The sequence below is a fragment of the Metabacillus sp. SLBN-84 genome, assembly GCF_053629595.1.
The window spans coordinates 1,553,502-1,570,040 of record NZ_JBRJIP010000001.1 but is presented as its reverse complement, the minus strand read 5'-3'; the positions used below and the strand labels follow the sequence as shown (position 1 = coordinate 1,570,040).

The 16,539-nt window shown below is 46.1% G+C and carries 17 protein-coding genes; 2 read left to right on the top strand and 15 right to left on the bottom strand.

Translation table 11 applies throughout. The annotated features are described in order from the left end of the window. The first annotated feature begins 22 nt into the window (after nt 1-22). Entirely contained in the window at nt 23-1,285 is a 1,263-nt protein-coding gene (locus RKD52_RS07800) for a cation:dicarboxylate symporter family transporter (RefSeq protein ID WP_454099259.1), read from the top strand. 37 nt (nt 1,286-1,322) lie between these two features. Here RKD52_RS07800 and RKD52_RS07795 read toward each other — a convergent pair whose 3' ends face one another. The 6 genes from RKD52_RS07795 to mce all read right to left on the bottom strand — a co-directional run bounded on the left by RKD52_RS07795 (nt 1,323) and on the right by mce (nt 6,080). Beyond that, nucleotides 1,323-1,553, bottom strand: coding sequence for a hypothetical protein (locus RKD52_RS07795; RefSeq protein WP_454099258.1), 231 nt, complete (start codon nt 1,551-1,553; stop codon nt 1,323-1,325). 540 nt (nt 1,554-2,093) lie between these two features. Further along, nucleotides 2,094-2,270, bottom strand: a complete 177-nt coding sequence (locus RKD52_RS07790) for a hypothetical protein (RefSeq protein ID WP_369734012.1) — start codon at nt 2,268-2,270, stop codon at nt 2,094-2,096. A gap of 108 nt (nt 2,271-2,378) precedes the next feature. Continuing rightward, nucleotides 2,379-2,906 carry a peptide-methionine (S)-S-oxide reductase MsrA gene (gene msrA, locus RKD52_RS07785; RefSeq protein ID WP_454099257.1) on the bottom strand — a complete coding sequence of 176 codons (528 nt, stop codon included), beginning with the start codon at nt 2,904-2,906 and terminating at the stop codon, nt 2,379-2,381. Nucleotides 2,907-2,970: 64 nt separating this feature from the next. Then, nucleotides 2,971-4,095, bottom strand: coding sequence for a M20/M25/M40 family metallo-hydrolase (locus tag RKD52_RS07780; RefSeq protein WP_454099256.1), 1,125 nt, complete (start codon nt 4,093-4,095; stop codon nt 2,971-2,973). A gap of 18 nt (nt 4,096-4,113) precedes the next feature. Next, nucleotides 4,114-5,661, bottom strand: a complete 1,548-nt coding sequence (locus RKD52_RS07775; RefSeq protein WP_454101164.1) for an acyl-CoA carboxylase subunit beta — start codon at nt 5,659-5,661, stop codon at nt 4,114-4,116. A gap of 2 nt (nt 5,662-5,663) precedes the next feature. Further along, a complete protein-coding gene (mce, locus tag RKD52_RS07770) occupies nt 5,664-6,080 on the bottom strand; it encodes a methylmalonyl-CoA epimerase (protein WP_454099255.1) in 417 nt (138 codons plus the stop codon). A 182-nt stretch (nt 6,081-6,262) separates the two neighbouring features. On the opposite strand from mce, the gene prli42 reads away from it, so the two are divergent. Further along, the gene (prli42, locus tag RKD52_RS07765) at nt 6,263-6,355 is read left to right on the top strand and encodes a stressosome-associated protein Prli42 (protein ID WP_369734016.1); all 93 of its coding nucleotides are present in this window, start codon (nt 6,263-6,265) and stop codon (nt 6,353-6,355) included. Nucleotides 6,356-6,792: 437 nt separating this feature from the next. Here the strand turns inward: prli42 and RKD52_RS07760 are convergent, their stop codons facing one another. The 9 genes from RKD52_RS07760 to RKD52_RS07720 form a co-directional block, all read right to left on the bottom strand. Beyond that, complete coding sequence (locus tag RKD52_RS07760) at nt 6,793-7,308, bottom strand: L,D-transpeptidase (protein ID WP_369734018.1); 516 nt, start codon at nt 7,306-7,308, stop codon at nt 6,793-6,795. Between the two features lie 20 nt (nt 7,309-7,328). Next, nucleotides 7,329-8,312, bottom strand: coding sequence for an aromatic acid exporter family protein (locus RKD52_RS07755; protein WP_454099254.1), 984 nt, complete (start codon nt 8,310-8,312; stop codon nt 7,329-7,331). 120 nt (nt 8,313-8,432) lie between these two features. Next, complete coding sequence (locus RKD52_RS07750; protein ID WP_369734022.1) at nt 8,433-9,155, bottom strand: amino acid ABC transporter ATP-binding protein; 723 nt, start codon at nt 9,153-9,155, stop codon at nt 8,433-8,435. Further along, a complete protein-coding gene (locus RKD52_RS07745) occupies nt 9,148-9,807 on the bottom strand; it encodes an amino acid ABC transporter permease (RefSeq protein ID WP_029279838.1) in 660 nt (219 codons plus the stop codon). Before RKD52_RS07745 ends, RKD52_RS07750 begins: the two co-directional genes overlap by 8 nt. 79 nt (nt 9,808-9,886) lie before the next feature. Further along, entirely contained in the window at nt 9,887-10,663 is a 777-nt protein-coding gene (locus RKD52_RS07740; RefSeq protein ID WP_029279836.1) for a transporter substrate-binding domain-containing protein, read from the bottom strand. A 245-nt stretch (nt 10,664-10,908) separates the two neighbouring features. Next, nucleotides 10,909-11,346, bottom strand: coding sequence for a BrxA/BrxB family bacilliredoxin (locus tag RKD52_RS07735; protein WP_454099253.1), 438 nt, complete (start codon nt 11,344-11,346; stop codon nt 10,909-10,911). 76 nt (nt 11,347-11,422) lie between these two features. Further along, on the bottom strand, nt 11,423-12,442 hold the full coding sequence (gene meaB, locus RKD52_RS07730) for a methylmalonyl Co-A mutase-associated GTPase MeaB (RefSeq protein ID WP_454099252.1): 1,020 nt from the start codon (nt 12,440-12,442) through the stop codon (nt 11,423-11,425). Then, nucleotides 12,439-14,592, bottom strand: a complete 2,154-nt coding sequence (scpA, locus tag RKD52_RS07725) for a methylmalonyl-CoA mutase (RefSeq protein WP_454099251.1) — start codon at nt 14,590-14,592, stop codon at nt 12,439-12,441. The genes meaB and scpA overlap by 4 nt, the downstream gene beginning before the upstream one ends. Further along, nucleotides 14,593-16,452, bottom strand: coding sequence for a methylmalonyl-CoA mutase family protein (locus RKD52_RS07720; protein WP_454099250.1), 1,860 nt, complete (start codon nt 16,450-16,452; stop codon nt 14,593-14,595). Nucleotides 16,453-16,539: the final 87 nt, after the last annotated feature.

The window sequence follows — 16,539 nt, the reverse complement described above, 5'->3', positions numbered from 1 at the left end:
ACATCAAAGAGGAGGTTCATCTATGAAGAAATTTCGTTTGGGACTGGCTTCCCAAATTTTCATTGGTTTGATTTTAGGTATTTTAGTTGGTGTCGTCTGGTTTAATGACCCTCGCCTTGCAGCCGTGCTGCAGCCGCTTGGTGACTTGTTTCTCCGTTTGATCAAAATGATCGTGATTCCGATTGTTATCTCCAGTCTGATTGTTGGAGTTGCGGGTGCCGGGAATGGAAAACACGTTGGAAGACTCGGCGGAAAAACCATTCTCTATTTTGAAATCATTACAACCGTAGCGATTGTCCTCGGTGTATTGCTTGCAAACGTCTTTCAGCCGGGACAGGGTGTTGACCTTGAATCTGCCCAAAAGACAGATATCCAGCAGTATGTCGACACATCTGAGGAGCAAAGTGAAAAATCGGTTGCCGAAACGTTCCTTCATATTGTGCCGACGAACTTCTTTAAATCCGTCGTAGAAGGCGATATGCTTGCCATCATCTTTTTCTCCGTCCTCTTCGGCCTTGGCGTAGCAGCCATTGGAGAACGCGGAAAGCCCGTCCTGCAATTCTTTGACGGTGTTTCACACGCGATGTTCCACGTCGTAAATCTCGTAATGAAAGTGGCTCCACTCGGCGTGTTTGCCCTGATTGGAGTAACCGTTTCGAAATTTGGAATTGATTCACTGCTGTCTCTTGGAAAATTGGTTCTATTAGTATACGCTGCACTGATTTTCTTCCTGATTGTCGTGCTGGGTGCAGTGGCAAAATGGGCGGGCGTCAATATCTTTATGCTGCTGCGCTACATTAAGGACGAGCTGCTGCTTGCATTTAGTACGTCAAGCTCTGAAACCGTCCTTCCCCGCATCATGGAAAAGCTTGAAAAAATGGGATGCCCTAAAGGAATTGTGTCTTTCGTCGTTCCGATCGGATACACTTTTAACCTTGACGGATCAGTGCTTTATCAGGCCATCGCTGCCTTGTTCCTCGCACAGGTCTACGGCATTGAATTAACGATCGTTCAGCAATTAACGCTGATCTTAGTCTTGATGGTTACGTCTAAAGGGATGGCTGCCGTTCCTGGAACATCCTTTGTCGTGCTGCTTGCCACTCTCGGAACGATTGGAATTCCTGCAGAAGGACTTGCCTTCATTGCAGGTGTTGACCGCATCATGGATATGGCCCGCACAGTCGTCAACCTTGTCGGCAATACACTCGCTGCCATTGTGATGTCAAAATCCGAAGGCCAGTACAACCGGATTAAAGCGGATGAAGTTATGAAAGCAAGTGCATAAATAAGTTGAGCCCCCGGAAAATGTTCCGGGGGTTTTGTTAGTTCTTATTGTACTCCTTGAAACCATATGTAAGCACTCCTCCAACAATCCCGATCATGGCAGCAACCGGTGCTGAAAACACGAAACCGATTGCCACTGCAAATCCAACTCCTGCACCTACGGACGGGTCCTCATTAGGATAAAATTCAGTAAAGAGCGCAAGGCCCAATACGATCAGGATAAATGATCCAAACCCTGAAATTAAAAACCCCAGAAAAAAATGTTTCATGTTATACTCCTCTTGATTTTTATAGACTTTAAGCAGAACACGGTTTATATATTTGCTTACCCTCCCACATCGTTTCTCAGTTTCCGAGGGTAGGATTCGCCTCTTTGCTTACCCTCCCACATCGTTTCTCGGTTTCCGAGGGGACGATTCATCCATTTGCTTACCCACCCACATCGTTTCTCAGTTTCCGAGGGGACGATTCATCCATTTGCTTACACCCACATCGTTTCTCAGTTTCCGAGGGTAGGATTCGCCTCTTTGCTTACCCTCCAACATCGTTTCTCAGTTTCCGAGGGTAGGATTCGCCTCTTTGCTTACCCTCCCACATCGTTTCTCAGTTTCCGAGGGTAGGATTCGCCTCTTTGCTTACCCTCCCACATCGTTTCTCAGTTTCCGAGGGTAGGATTCGCCTCTTTGCTTACCCTCCCACATCGTTTCTTGATTTACGAGGGTACGATTCTCACTTTAAATTGACTCGCGTTCCCGAAATTCAAAAACACACCATCCCTTACAAGAATGATGTGCTCTGCTTGCCCCTGATTACTTGCACTCTACCTTATCAAATCCAAACCGCTCCAGAAATTCATTGTAGGCTTCCATTCTGCCGAGGATTTTTCCTCTTTCCAGCTCTTCCATGTTCTCCTGGAGGAGTTTGCAGTTTTCTTCGGCTCTTGTTCTCACGTAAGATGCAATGGCACTTTCATTAAATGTATTCATTGTGATCACTCTCCTTAATATGGAAAATACCCATTGCAGACCTTATACAAACACAGAGCCGAACATCGATAAAGCCCTCCGTCCAGATGAACAGAGGGCTTGCTTGCTTTATTTCTTCCAGTTGTTCCGGATAAACTCTTCTCTTCCGGATTCTTCTCGTTCCTGCTTGTATTTTTCAGGGTTTTTCGCATAGAACTTCTGATGGTATTCTTCTGCCGGATAAAATGGGGAAGCAGGCAGGATCTCTGTCACGACAGGCTTTTGAAAGCGTCCGCTTGCGTCAATTTCCTGCTTTGTTTTTTCAGCCTTCAGCTTTTGCTCTTCTGTGTGATAGAAAATGGCAGTGCGATACTGGCTGCCGCGGTCGAAGAACTGGCCGCCGTCATCTGTCGGATCAATCTGCGGCCAATAGAGTTCAAGCAGGGTGTCATAGGAAAAGACATCCGGATCAAAGGTAATTTCAACCGCTTCCCTGTGTCCTGTTTCACCTGTTTTGATTTGTTCATATGAAGGATTTTCAAGTGTTCCCCCCGTATAGCCCGAAACGACTTCAATAATTCCCGGCTGTTCGTCGAACGGCTTCACCATGCACCAAAAACAGCCTCCTGCAAATGTTGCCTTTTCTCTTCTTCCCATGATCTGCACCTCTTTCTATGATGTAAAACAGCAGACACAATCTATGTGCCTGCCATTTTTTCAATTATTCGCTTTTAGCTACTTCTTTAATTATTGATACCACAAGCTCGGCTGTTTTGACAAGTTCTTCAATTGGCATCTTCTCATTTGTAGTGTGGATGTCTTCGTATCCGACAGCAAGGTTGACAGTCGGGATGTCAAAGCCGGCAATTACGTTTGCGTCACTTCCGCCGCCGCTTGTCTGAAGTTCGCTTGTACGGCCGATGTTTGCTGCCGCGCGCTTTGCCACTTCTACAACGTGATCTCCCTCTCCAAACTTAAAGCCAGGATACATCACTTCGATTTCAACTTCTGCACGGCCTCCCATTTCAGCCGCCGCACTTTCGAACGCTTCTTTCATTTTAGCTGTTTGGGCTTCCATTTTTTCAGGAACGAGTGATCTCGCTTCAGCCAGGATATTCACTTGGTCGCACACAATGTTTGTTTGCGTGCCTCCTTCGAATCGGCCGATGTTTGCTGTTGTTTCATGATCAATTCTTCCAAGCGGCATTTTTGCAATCGCTTTTGAAGCAATTGTAATCGCAGAAATGCCCTTTTCCGGTGCAACGCCTGCGTGGGCGGTCTTGCCGAAAATAGACGCTCTCACTTTTGCCTGTGTCGGAGCAGCCACAATAATGGTTCCTACTTTTCCGTCACTATCAAGGGCATATCCGAATTTAGCCGTCACTTTAGATCCGTCCAACGCTTTTGCGCCTACTAGACCGGATTCTTCTCCAACTGTGATGATGAATTCAATTTTCCCGTGAGCGATGTTGTTTTCTTTCAGCACACGCACAGCTTCAAGCATGGCTGATAATCCCGTTTTGTCATCTGCCCCAAGAATCGTTGTGCCGTCTGTTACAATGTATCCGTCTTTAATAGAAGGTTTTATTCCTTTTCCCGGAACGACCGTGTCCATATGGGATGTAAAATAAATCGGATCAATGCCGTCCTGCACAGCATCCAGCGTGCAGATCAGGTTGCCCGCACCATGTCCAGTAATACTTGTTGTATCATCTTCTTCAACGCGCACGCCAAGTGCTTCAAACTTTTCAGTCAGGACTTTGGCGATTTTTGTTTCGAATTTTGTTTCAGAATCAATTTGAACAAGCTCTAAAAACTCATTCACTAAACGTTCTTGATTAATCATGTTTGTTTCCTCCTAGGCTTAAAGCGGAATGTTTCCATGTTTTTTGGCAGGACGCTGCTCTTGCTTTGTGCGCAGCATCTCGAGAGCCTGAATAAGCTTTATTCTTGTATCGCGGGGGTCAATCACGTCATCGACCATCCCTTGGCTTGCTGCAACATAAGGATTGGCGAATTTTTCGCGGTACTCCTCTATTTTGGCTGCCCGCGTTTCTTCCGGATTCTCGCTGTTTTCAATCTCTCTGGCAAAAATAATATTCGCAGCACCCTGAGGACCCATAACAGCGATCTCGGCATTCGGCCATGCAAAAACCAGATCCGCTCCGATCGACTTGCTGTTCAGCGCCACATATGCTCCGCCGTATGCTTTGCGGAGAATGACCGTAAGCTTTGGCACCGTCGCCTCTGAGTATGCATATAAGATTTTTGCCCCGTGGCGGATAATTCCCCCGTGCTCCTGTTTAATTCCCGGGAAAAAGCCTGTTACATCTTCAAATGTAATAAGCGGAATCTGGAATGAATCGCAGAAGCGAATGAATCTGGATGCTTTATCGGATGAATCAATATCAAGCCCGCCTGCCATATATTTGGGCTGATTGCAGACAAGGCCCACAACCTCTCCTTTAATGCGCGCAAACCCGACAACAATGTTTTTGGCAAAGTCTTTTTGAACCTCGTAAAAAGATCCTGCATCCGCGACTTCCTCAATAACCACCCTGACATCATAGGGTCTAAGAGCATCAAACGGGATGCAGTCCGTCAGATTCGGCCTGTAGTCAGACTCTTCTTCATGCGGCAAAACCGGCGTTTTTTCCTGGTTGTTCTGCGGCAAATATGTAAGTAATTTTCGCACCTGGGAAAGCACTTCTTCCTCCGTCTGTCCGGAAAAATGGGCATTCCCGCTGATCGTATTATGTACTTTGGCCCCGCCCAGATCCTCCGAGCTGATTTTTTCTCCGGTCACGGTCTCAATGACCTTAGGCCCTGTAATGAACATTTGGCTTGTTTTCTCGACCATGAACACAAAATCGGTGATTGCCGGAGAATATACGGCTCCCCCGGCACAGGGGCCGAGAATGACAGATATTTGCGGAATGACTCCCGAATAGATGGTATTCCGGTAAAAGATCTGCCCGTAGCCATCTAATGATACCACACCTTCCTGAATCCTGGCACCTCCGGAGTCATTCAGGCCGACGAACGGCGTTCCGCTTTTTACGGCAAGATCCATGACTGCAGCAATCTTTTTGGCGTGCATTTCTCCGAGTGCTCCCCCAAAAACCGTGAAGTCCTGTGAGAACAAATAAATCGGACGGCCGTTTACTTTACCATAGCCGGTAACGACACCGTCGCCCGGTCCTTTTTTCCCGCTCAGCCCGAAATCATTGCAGCGGTGCTCAATGAAGGGATTCATTTCAACGAACGTGCCTTCATCAACCAAAAGGTCTATTCTCTCCCGTGCAGTCAGCTTGCCCTTTTCGTGCTGCTTTTCAATGCGCTCATCCCCGCCGCCCATCTCAACTTCCCGTCTCCGGTCATACAGCTCGTTGATTTTATCAAAGATATCGATGTTCATGATATCGTTCCTCCTTTCTTTTCACATAGTTCAACCAGCACTCCATTTGCAGCTTTAGGATGCAGGAAAGCAATGGAGGCACCGCCTGCACCGTTTCTTGGAGTCTCATCTATCATTTTGATTCCGTGTTCTTTCAATTCACGAATCCTCATTCCTATATCATCTACTGCCAAAGCCAAATGATGTATGCCTTCTCCGCGCTTTTCAATGAACCTGGCTACAGCACTTTCTTTTGAAACCGGCTCAAGCAGCTCGATTTTCGTTTCTCCTGCTTTCAGAAAAGCCACTTTGACTCCCTGTTCTTCTACCGTTTCCATTCCTTCAAGCTTTAACCCGAGTGTTTCCTGATAAAAAGGAAGCACCGCTTCAATTGAATGGACGGCTACCCCAATGTGATCGACCTTTTTGACCATTTCTTCCCCTCCTCATGATGAAAACGCTTAACATCGTGAACATGACATACTTCTTTGCCAATCGACGAAATTCCTTCTTTTTCGGGCAAAAATGTCCATCTTTGTTCATATCTCCTCCCTTGTCCGTACCTCCTATCCGCGTTAGAATAGAAGGACAAACCCTCTGAAATGGAGTGAAAGACATGTCTAAACGATTTCAAAAAGTCATTATCTATCTCATGCTCTTCGTCATGCTGGCAACTACTCTTTTAGCTGGGATGAGTATGTGGTTCTAATAAGAAAAGCGGAATCGCCCGATTAGCTCCGGGAGTCAGATAAGGAAACGGCGGTAAAGGCGCTTTTTGCCTTTGCCGACGGTTCCGTTCTGATAGAGGAGTTGGGCGATGGCACTGGACAATAAGAAAAGCGGAGCCGACCGTTTAGCCCTGACAGGCAGAAAAGAAATCACCCGAAAAGTCCGGGCTTGACTTTTTGGGGGATTTTGTTCTGACGGAAGGGCTGGGAGGCGGAGCTGGACACCACGAAAAGCGGAATCGCCTTGCTCAGCTCCGAAGGGCAGAAAAGGCTTCGCCGCAAAAAGCCGGTTTTGCTTTTTGCGGCGAAGACGTTCTGGCCGAGGAGTTAGGCGATGGAGCTGGACAATGCGAAAAGCGAAGCCGACCGTTCAGCTCCGAAAGTCAGATTAAAGGACGCAAAAAAAGGTGATTCCCTCTCAGGAATCACCTTTTTTAATTGCCCCTTTTTCAGCTGCAATCTCTTCAAAGGACTTGCCGTTTTTTGTGATAAACACTTTGGTTCCAACCGGAATGTGTTCAAAGAGGATCTCGACTTCTTCGTTGTACATGCGAACACAGCCTTGAGTGACGAAGGATCCGATGGAATCCTCGTTGTTTGTGCCGTGGATGCCGTATATCCGTCCATCTGTGTTTTCGGCGTCAAAGCCGATCCACCTTGTGCCAAGAGGATTTTTCGGATCTCCGCCGGGGATATCTTTTTTCCGGTAATAGGGCTCTGCCGCTTTAACTGTGATTGTAAATTCTCCCTCAGGCGTCAGATCATCGTTTTTTCCTGTTGCCACATCAAAGGTTTTAATAATCTGCCCGTTATCAATGTAAGCAAGTTCGTTCGTCTGCTTATTAATGATGAGGTACGGATCGCCGACTGACGGATTTTGTCCGAGCGGCCAAAGCGGAGACAGGAACATTATGAGCAGGAACAGCATTTTCAAAGTCTATCACCCTTTTTGAATTATGATGCTCCTGCAGGCTTCATTTCATTCTTGCGGGACATGCCTTTAAATTGACTTTTTATCACAAGATATTGTTCCATCTCACGGACAAAATGCAAGAGCGCGGCCCGTGCCTCGAATTCTTCCCGGGTTTCCGGGAGCGGCATTTCTTCGAACATTCTTCTCATCTCAGCAAGCTTTACAAGAAATTTGTGAGCGGTGTTGCCGGGGTGGATCGCTTCTCTCACTTCCCGGATAAAGTCCGCCACAATCTCCGCCTGATCGACCGTTACTTTGATTGAGGCAATGATTGGGAGTACCCTCTCAATGATTTCAAACTGTTTTTCCCTCATTTTAAAATAATGATAGTAGAGGTTTTCATGTCTCATAAAATGATTTTCTACATCTCTGAACGCGAGCGTTTTTGCTTCGTTGATGATGGCGGCTGTTTCTGTAATTTCCTTTCCATCCCACGAACTGTCATGCGAAAGCAGGTATTCCTCAATCTCAAGGAAGATTTTCGAGAGGCGGTCCTCAATTTCCAGCTGATATTCTTTCAGCTTTTTATCTACACTCGGCATGTAAAGGTTCATGATAAGCGCTACTCCTATGCCGGTTGCAATCAGAGCAATCTCATTCAAGACCAGATCAAACGTAATGTGCGAGGCTGTATAGAGATGGAGAATAATGACCGAGCTTGTGACAATTCCTTCTTTCGCTTTTAAAAGAACGGTTACTGGAATAAAAAATAAGAGCAGCAGGCCGATCACTAACGGATGATAGCCGATTCCTTCAAAAAAGACAAAGGAAAATAAGATGGCGATCAGGCAGGCAAAAAAACGTGCCCATGAGGTCTGAAGCGATTTTTTCTTCGTCACCTGGATGCATAGAATCGTCAGGATGCCCGCGGATGCAAAATTCTGCAGTCCGAAAAGCTCGGCAAGACTGATGGCGATGGCTGCACCAAGTGCTGTTTTGAGTGTGCGGTAACCAATTTTAAACATGTGTCTTCCCCTTGCGTTTCATGTGATATGAGGTTTCATATCCTTTTTTCATACGGTGCCCAATTGAAGGCACAAAGATAAAAAAGATGATCATGATGATCATCTTTTTCTAAAAAGCTATTATAGCATTTTTTCAAGAAAGTTTTGAGCACGCTGTGTTTTTGGATTCGAAAAGAACTCTTTTGGCGCAGCATCTTCTACAAGTCTTCCTTCATCAAGGAAAAGAACCCTGTCTGCAACTTCTCTGGCAAAGCCCATCTCGTGCGTGACGATCGCCATCGTCATGCCTGAAAATGCGAGGTTCTTCATGACCTCGAGAACTTCCTTGACCATTTCAGGATCAAGAGCGGATGTCGGTTCATCGAACAGCATCACTTCAGGATTCATCGCGAGTGCTCTTGCAATAGCAACACGCTGTTTCTGTCCGCCGGAGAGTCGGTTTGGATATTCATGCGCTTTTTCAGCGAGCCCGACTTTCTTAAGCAGTTCATGTCCCTGTTCTTCTGCTTCTTTTTTAGAAGTTCCTTTAACGGTAAGAGGAGCATACGTTAAATTCTCAAGAACCGTTTTATGAGGGAACAAGTGAAAGTGCTGAAACACCATTCCGACATTCTGGCGGACTTTGTTGATGTCTGTTTTCGGATTAGTAATATCCTGATCTTTAATATAGATATGGCCGCTTGTCGGATCCTCAAGCCTGTTCATGCACCGTAAAAAGGTGGATTTTCCTGAACCGGACGGGCCGATGATGGCCACAACTTCTTTTTCTGCAATGTGTGTTGAGATGCCTTTCAGCACTTCTAATTTTCCGAATGATTTATGAAGGTTGTCCACTTTAATCACTGCGCGCCATTCTCCTTTCAACAAGTTTGCCAAGAACCGTTAAAATAATGACCATGACGTAATAGATGAGTCCGGCAATCAAGATCGGCTCGAAATAACGGTACGTCTGGCCGCCGACTATGTAGGAGCTTCTCATAATATCCTGTACTCCGATAATCGTCACGATGGCTGATTCTTTTGTAAGGGTGATAAATTCGTTCATTAAAGCAGGCAGAATGTTTTTAATGGCCTGCGGGAAAATAATGTCTTTCATCATCTTTGAATAAGGAACTCCAAGGGCCATTGCCGCTTCACGCTGTCCTTTATCAATGGCCATAATGCCTGCTCTTATTACTTCTGAAATATAGGCTCCTGAGTTAAGAGCGAATGTTGCGACTGCAGCCGGATATGGATCAATTTCAAATCCCAGTATCTGAGGCGCACCGTAGTAAATAATCAATAATTGCAGGATAAGCGGTGTACCGCGGAAAATGGATGTGTATGCATCCGCAAACCACATCAGCGGCTTGATTCTGCTGATTTTAAAGAGAGCAAGAATGACAGCCAGTGTAAAACCGAGCAGTGCAGAAAGGCCGACAATCTTAAGTGTTACCGGAATCCCCTGAAGGATAAACGGTATCGAGGGCGCTATCGCCGGAAAATCCAGATTCATTGATTTCGACACTCCTTTCTCATGTTAAACAAAAAAACGTTCAACATTCTTGTGTTGAACGTTTTCCTGAATGGACTGCTTATTCTTCTCCGCCGAACCATTTCAAGACAAGCTTTTCAAGTTCGCCGTTTTCTTTCATTTCGTTCAGCACTTTGTTGAATTCCTCAGCATATTTGCTGTCTTTCGGGAATGCGATTGCTGAACCTGCTTCTTCTGTTTCACCGTCTTCAATGACTGTGCCTTCAAGCTCTTTGTCATTTTTGAAGTAGCCTTTTGCTACAGTATCTTCGATAATCGCTGCATCAAAGCGGCCGGCTTTCATTTCCTGGATCAGCTCAGGGATTCTGTTGCGGTTTTCTACTTTGATGTTCACTGTTTCAGCAATTTCTTCTGCTTTGCCTTCTTGAATGGATGCAAGCTGTACACCTACTGTCTTGCCTTCAAGGTCTTCAACTGACTTGATGCCGCTGCCCTTTTTAGTCACAATCATGTGCTTTGCCGTGTAGTAAACGTCTGAGAAATCAACGCTCTTTTTACGTTCTTCAGTAGGCGTCATTCCTGCAAGAACCAGGTCAGCTTTGTTGGCCTGAAGCGCAGGGATCAATCCTGTGAAATCCATGTCCTGAACTTCAATTTCATAGCCAAGCTCTTTGCCGATTGCTTTTGCAAGATCGATGTCAAACCCGATAATTTCGCTTCCTTTTGCTGTGTCAATGTACTCAAATGGAGGATAATCGGCTGATGTTGCCATTTTTAGGACTTTTTTCTCCTCTTTGCCTGATGTTTCCGAAGAACCGCAGGCAGCAAGAACTCCAATCACCAAAATCGAAATCAAAAATAGTGCAAACTTCTTCATTTCTACTTCCCCCTCGTTATTTTCTTAAAATTCTAAATTTAATAATATTATCTTCTATAGAATAATAATTTACAAGACTTTTTTCACGAATAAATATCCGAATAAATGTATTTTAACACAGACTTATAATTATGCAATATATCTTTTAATAATTTATTTTTATGCAAGATTATTATAGTAAGAAAGAATGTTAAACTATGGAAAAATATAATTACACACAAAAAAACTGCCGCATAAGCGGCAGTTTAGATTTCTTCGCAATATTGGTCAAATGCTTCCTGAAGCTTTGCTACAACACTCATCGGGTCATGTCCTTCAATTTCGTGGCGCTCGACCATAGTCATGAGTTTTCCATCTTTTAGCAGGGCGAAAGACGGAGATGATGGCGGATACCCCGTAAAAAAGTCTCGGGCGTATGCAGTCGCTTGTTTATCTTGTCCGGCAAAAACCGTTACAAGTCGGTCAGGACGTTTATCATAATGCACGGAATGCGCAGCTGCCGGTCTTGCAATTCCACCGGCACATCCGCAGACGGAGTTGATCATAACAAGCGTTGTTCCCTCTTTTTTGAACGTTTCTTCAACGTCTTCAGGTGTTTTCAGCTCTGTATAGCCTGCAGCCGTAATCTCTTTTCTTGCCTGAGCAACGACATCGTTCATAAACATATTAAAATCAATATTCATTGGTTGCATCTCCTTTATACACACTATACATCTATTCTACCAGCAGATTTTGAAAAAAACTACTGTAATGCAAGACTCACCTTTCTAAAAAGGCTGCAATCAGCTCTTTGACACTTCCAGAAACCGGGCGTTTTCCGCTGATGACCTCCTGTTCGAGGACAGGCATCGTTCCTTTAATCGAAGGATGCTGAAAAAAGTGATGCTTCAGCTGTTCCTGAATCATCTCATAGAGCCACTCTTTTTGCTGAAGCTGTCTTCTTTTTTCAAACACGCCGCTTTTCTTTGTTATGTCCAGAAAAGCCGTAACCGTGTCCCAGATTTCTTCAATTCCTTTTTCCTGAATGGCAGAAGCCGTGACAGCCTTTGTTTCCCATCCTCTTGTGTAGGATGTCAGAAAGTGAAGAATCTGATTATATTCATGTCTTGCTCTCTCTGCATTCTTTACGTTATCTCCATCCGCTTTATTGACGACAACCAGGTCCGGCAGCTCCATAATCCCCTTTTTCATCGTCTGAAGCTCGTCACCTGCACCGGTAAGGACGAGGAGAAGGAAAAAATCAACCATGCCTCTGATTGCAAATTCCCCCTGGCCGACACCCACTGTTTCGACCAGGATCACGTCATAGCCAGCCGCTTCGCAGACAATGATAGATTCTCTCGTTTTTCTGGTTACTCCCCCCAGGGTTCCGCCAGACGGGGAAGAGCGGATAAAGGCATCCGGATTTCTGGACAGCCGATCCATTCTCGTTTTATCTCCAAGAATGCTGCCTTTGGACACCTTGCTGCTCGGGTCGACAGCAAGTACAGCCACTCTATGGCCCTTTGTGCACAAATACGTTCCGAAGGCATCTATGAAAGTGCTTTTTCCGGCCCCAGGTACGCCTGTAATCCCGATCCGGACGGACTTGCTTGTCCGCTGCTGCAGCACTTCAATCATCTCCTGGGCCGTTTCGAAGTGCTTTTCCGCATTGCTTTCTACGAGCGTAATGGCTTGGGCAACCGCGACTTTATTTCCGCTTAGCACGCCGTCTGCATACTCGTTTGCACTCTTTTCAGCTTCTCCTGCCTTTTTTCTTCGTTTAGGAGCGTCGGTCATTCTTCTGCTGCCTCATAGCCAAGACGTTCATACACTTTTTCAAGCATGATTTTTGCAGCATTCGGAATCACCGTTCCAGGACCGAAAATAGCAGAAGCACCGTTGCTCAGAAGGAAGTCGTAATCCTGATACGGAATCACGCCGCCGACGATGACCATGATATCTTCTCTTCCCAAAGCCTTCAGTTCCTGAACAAGCTGCGGCAGAAGGGTTTTGTGTCCGGCTGCAAGCGAGCTCATCCCGACGATATGCACATCATTTTCAACAGCCTGTGCCGCCGTTTCTGCAGGAGTCTGAAATAAAGGGCCGATGTCAACGTCAAAGCCTAAATCTGCATAAGCGGTGGCGACTACCTTCGCTCCGCGGTCATGTCCGTCCTGACCCATTTTCGCAATCAGAATACGGGGCCTTCTTCCTTCCAGCTGTGAAAATTCATCGGTCATCCTTCTGACGCTTTCAATTTCTTCTTCATTTGAAAACTCTGAACTGTACACGCCGCTGATTGACCGGATCACTGCCTGATGGCGCTTAGACGCTTTTTCAACAGCATCTGAAATTTCACCGAGAGTGGCTCTGGCCCGCGCCGCTTCCACCGAAAGCTCAAGGAGGTTCCCCTCTCCCGTCTTAACGGCTTCTGTGAGAGCCTGAAGCGCTTGATCCACCTCCATCTGATCACGCGATGCCTTAAGCACTTGAAGTCTCTCAATCTGCTTGCGCCTTACCTCGGTATTATCAATAGAAAGAATTTCTATCGGATCCTCTTCCTCGACTTGAAATTTATTCACGCCGATTATCGTTTCTGATCCTGAGTCAATTTTCGCCTGGCGTTTTGCGGCAGCTTCTTCTATTTTCATTTTAGGAAGACCGGTCTCGATCGCTTTTGCCATACCCCCGAGATTTTCAACCTCTTCAATGTGTTCCCATGCCTTATCCATCAGCTGCTTAGTCAGTGACTCCACATAATGGGATCCTCCCCACGGGTCAATCACATCGCAGATGCCTGATTCCGCCTGAAGATAAAGCTGAGTATTCCTAGCAATCCTCGCAGAGAAATCAGTAGGCAGGGCAATCGCCTCGTCAAGCGCATTTGTATGCAGAGACTGGGTATGGCCCATGGCAGCGGCATGTGCTTCAAGGCATGTCCGGATGACATTGTTAAATGGGTCCTGCGCAGTCAGGCTCCAGCCGGATGTCTGGGAGTGTGTCCGGAGCGCGAGTGATTTCGGGTTTTTCGGCTCAAACTGTTTCACAATCTGCGCCCACATTAATCTCGCCGCTCTCATTTTGGCCACTTCCATAAAATAATTCATGCCGATTGCCCAGAAGAACGAAAGCCTCGGCGCAAACTGATCGATGGTAAGACCGGCTTTCAACCCCGTACGGATATATTCAAGTCCGTCGGCAAGCGTGTAAGCAAGCTCTATATCCGCCGTTGCCCCAGCTTCCTGCATATGATAGCCAGAAATACTGATGCTGTTGAACTTCGGCATATGCTTTGCGGTGTACTCAAAAATATCCCCTATGATTCTCATGGATGTATCAGGAGGGTAAATGTACGTATTTCTCACCATGTACTCTTTTAAAATATCATTCTGAATTGTACCTGCAAGCTTCTCTTTAGAGACCCCCTGTTCTTCCGCTGTCACAATATAAAAGGCCATAATCGGAAGCACAGCCCCGTTCATTGTCATCGACACTGACATCTGATCGAGCGGAATGTCCTGAAAGAGAATTTTCATATCCAGGATTGAGTCAATGGCAACTCCCGCTTTCCCGACATCTCCTTCGACTCTTGGATGGTCAGAATCATATCCTCTGTGCGTGGCAAGGTCAAAGGCAACCGAGAGGCCTTTTTGCCCCATGGCAAGATTCCGGCGGTAAAACGCGTTGCTGTCTTCAGCGGTTGAAAAACCAGCATACTGCCTGATTGTCCACGGTCGGTTCACATACATCGTGGAATACGGGCCTCTTAGAAAAGGAGCAATGCCCGGATAGCTGTCCAAAAACGGCATCTCTTTTCTGTCTTCTTTTGTATAGACTGGTTTAAGCGGAATCCCTTCGTTTGACAGAAACGCTTCTGTGGAGGCTGTCTGTCTTTCTGCACTCTTTTGTTCAGACCATTCTACATTTGCAAAACTGATCCGGCTCATTTACTTCACCCCCAAATAACTATGAAGATTTTTTAAAAACTCATGCACATTCATCCCCTGGTACAGGGCAGAAGCATATTCGGTCTTAAAACGCCCTGCAAGGAAGAGCGGATGTTTTTCCGACAGGCTTTTTACGTCCAGCAATCCGTATTCTTCGTCTGTTCCGCATAAGATGACAGGCTTTTCTGCCTCTGCCTCATCCATGGCCGTGATTTTTGCTTCCACGCCTCCTGCAGCAAGCAGGCCTGCTGTAAAATCAAGTCTTGCTTTATAATCAATCGGATTACCAAGCACGACCACATGGATGAAAGGAAAGCTTCCTGTTTCTTTTTTAAATCTTGACGAAGCAGCCCTGAGCTCTTCAAACGGCTCGGAAAGCCTCTTTTGAAGCAGCGGTTTTACCCCGTCCTGAAGTTCATCCCTGTACATCAGGCTATTGATTTCTGTTGCTTTGAATGTATAAGCTTCCTGTATCCATTTCGCAATGTCAGGCGCAGAATTGGTTGTGCTTTTCCCAGGATTCACTCTTTCTTTTGCCTTTGCCTCGTTAGCTGATTCCTGAAGATTGGCATAAACGTTCGTTCCAATCAGCTGCACGGTCCGTTTGCTGATATCCTCCAGGCGCTTCTCAAGCAGACTGCTTAAATGGTTCTGGATATACTCGGTCTTTGCAGCCTCTGCAAACCCTCCAAGCGTTTCAATTGCCTGAATTTCCTTCCATGATTGCTCTGCAAGCTCACTTGTCAGTTCTTCAATGTACCATGAGCCGGCTGCAGGGTCCTGCACCTTTGAAAGAAGGCTTTCTTCTTTCAGCACGTAGTGCGTATTTCTCGCCACCCGTTCTCCGGTTTTGCCGGGCTTGCCAAGCACTTCATCAAATGGAGAAATTGACAGGCTGCTGACTCCACCGACAGCAGCAGAAAATGCTTCTGTCGCTGCCCTCAGCATATTAACGTGAATATCGTGTCTCGTTTTCGTGATGATTGATGTGGACGCATGCAGATCAATCGGGAACTTCAGAGGATCTGTACCAAACCCGCTTAAAACAGCAGCCCACAGTTTCTTAGCTGCTCTGAACTTGGCAATTTCCATAAAGAACGGCGCCGCTGCCGAAAATGAAAATGCCGTTCTGCCGGCAATCACATCAACAGGCACACCCCGTTCTTTTAATGCATTAAACAGGTCAATGGCATTGGCGAAAGTATAAGCAAGCTCCTCTTTTGCAGAAGCTCCGGCATTCCGGTAGATCTGCCCGTCCAAAAGGATGGTTTTGACGTCCGGCAGGTTTGCTTCTTCCAGCGCCTTCATCATATCAGCCGCAGCATCCAGTTTTTCTGAAAGCGGCATATGGCTTCCCCCGCTCTCAATCCACTCCCCAAGCGGATCAAAAGCAAACCGGCCGCTTCCATTCCGGTTTTTCAGGAAGGCTGTGAAAATCGGAAAAAATCCGATGTTTTCTTTAAGCGAAATGTGAAACGGGGTTACACTTAAATCAGTGTTTTCAAACGCAATTTGAATATCTTCATATGTATTGAGAAAAGAGACATCCTCAAGATGAATGGCATCCTGCCCGCATTTCAGCGCCTCATGAATTTCCGCTTTCAGTTCTTCAGGCGTTTTTGATTTCTGAAGTTTTTGGCTCACTTCCCAGCCGTTTTGCTTCTCCTGATGCCCTGGAATCTGATGCGCACCCCGGCTGTTTTGCTCTGTATAAACAGGACGCAGTGTAATTCCTTCATATGTTTTTCTTGAAAGGGTCTCAATGCTTTTTCCTTTCAGCGCTCTTTCTGCTTCTTCCACCCACATTTGTTCAGTTGCTTTTTCAAAATCATATCTTTCCCTGCTGATTCTTTGCTTCATTCTCCCGCTTCCCTGAAGGAAGCACACCCCCTCGACGCAAAAGAATGCGTTTACATTTTTGAAAATAATAAAAACTTAGTTTCTTTT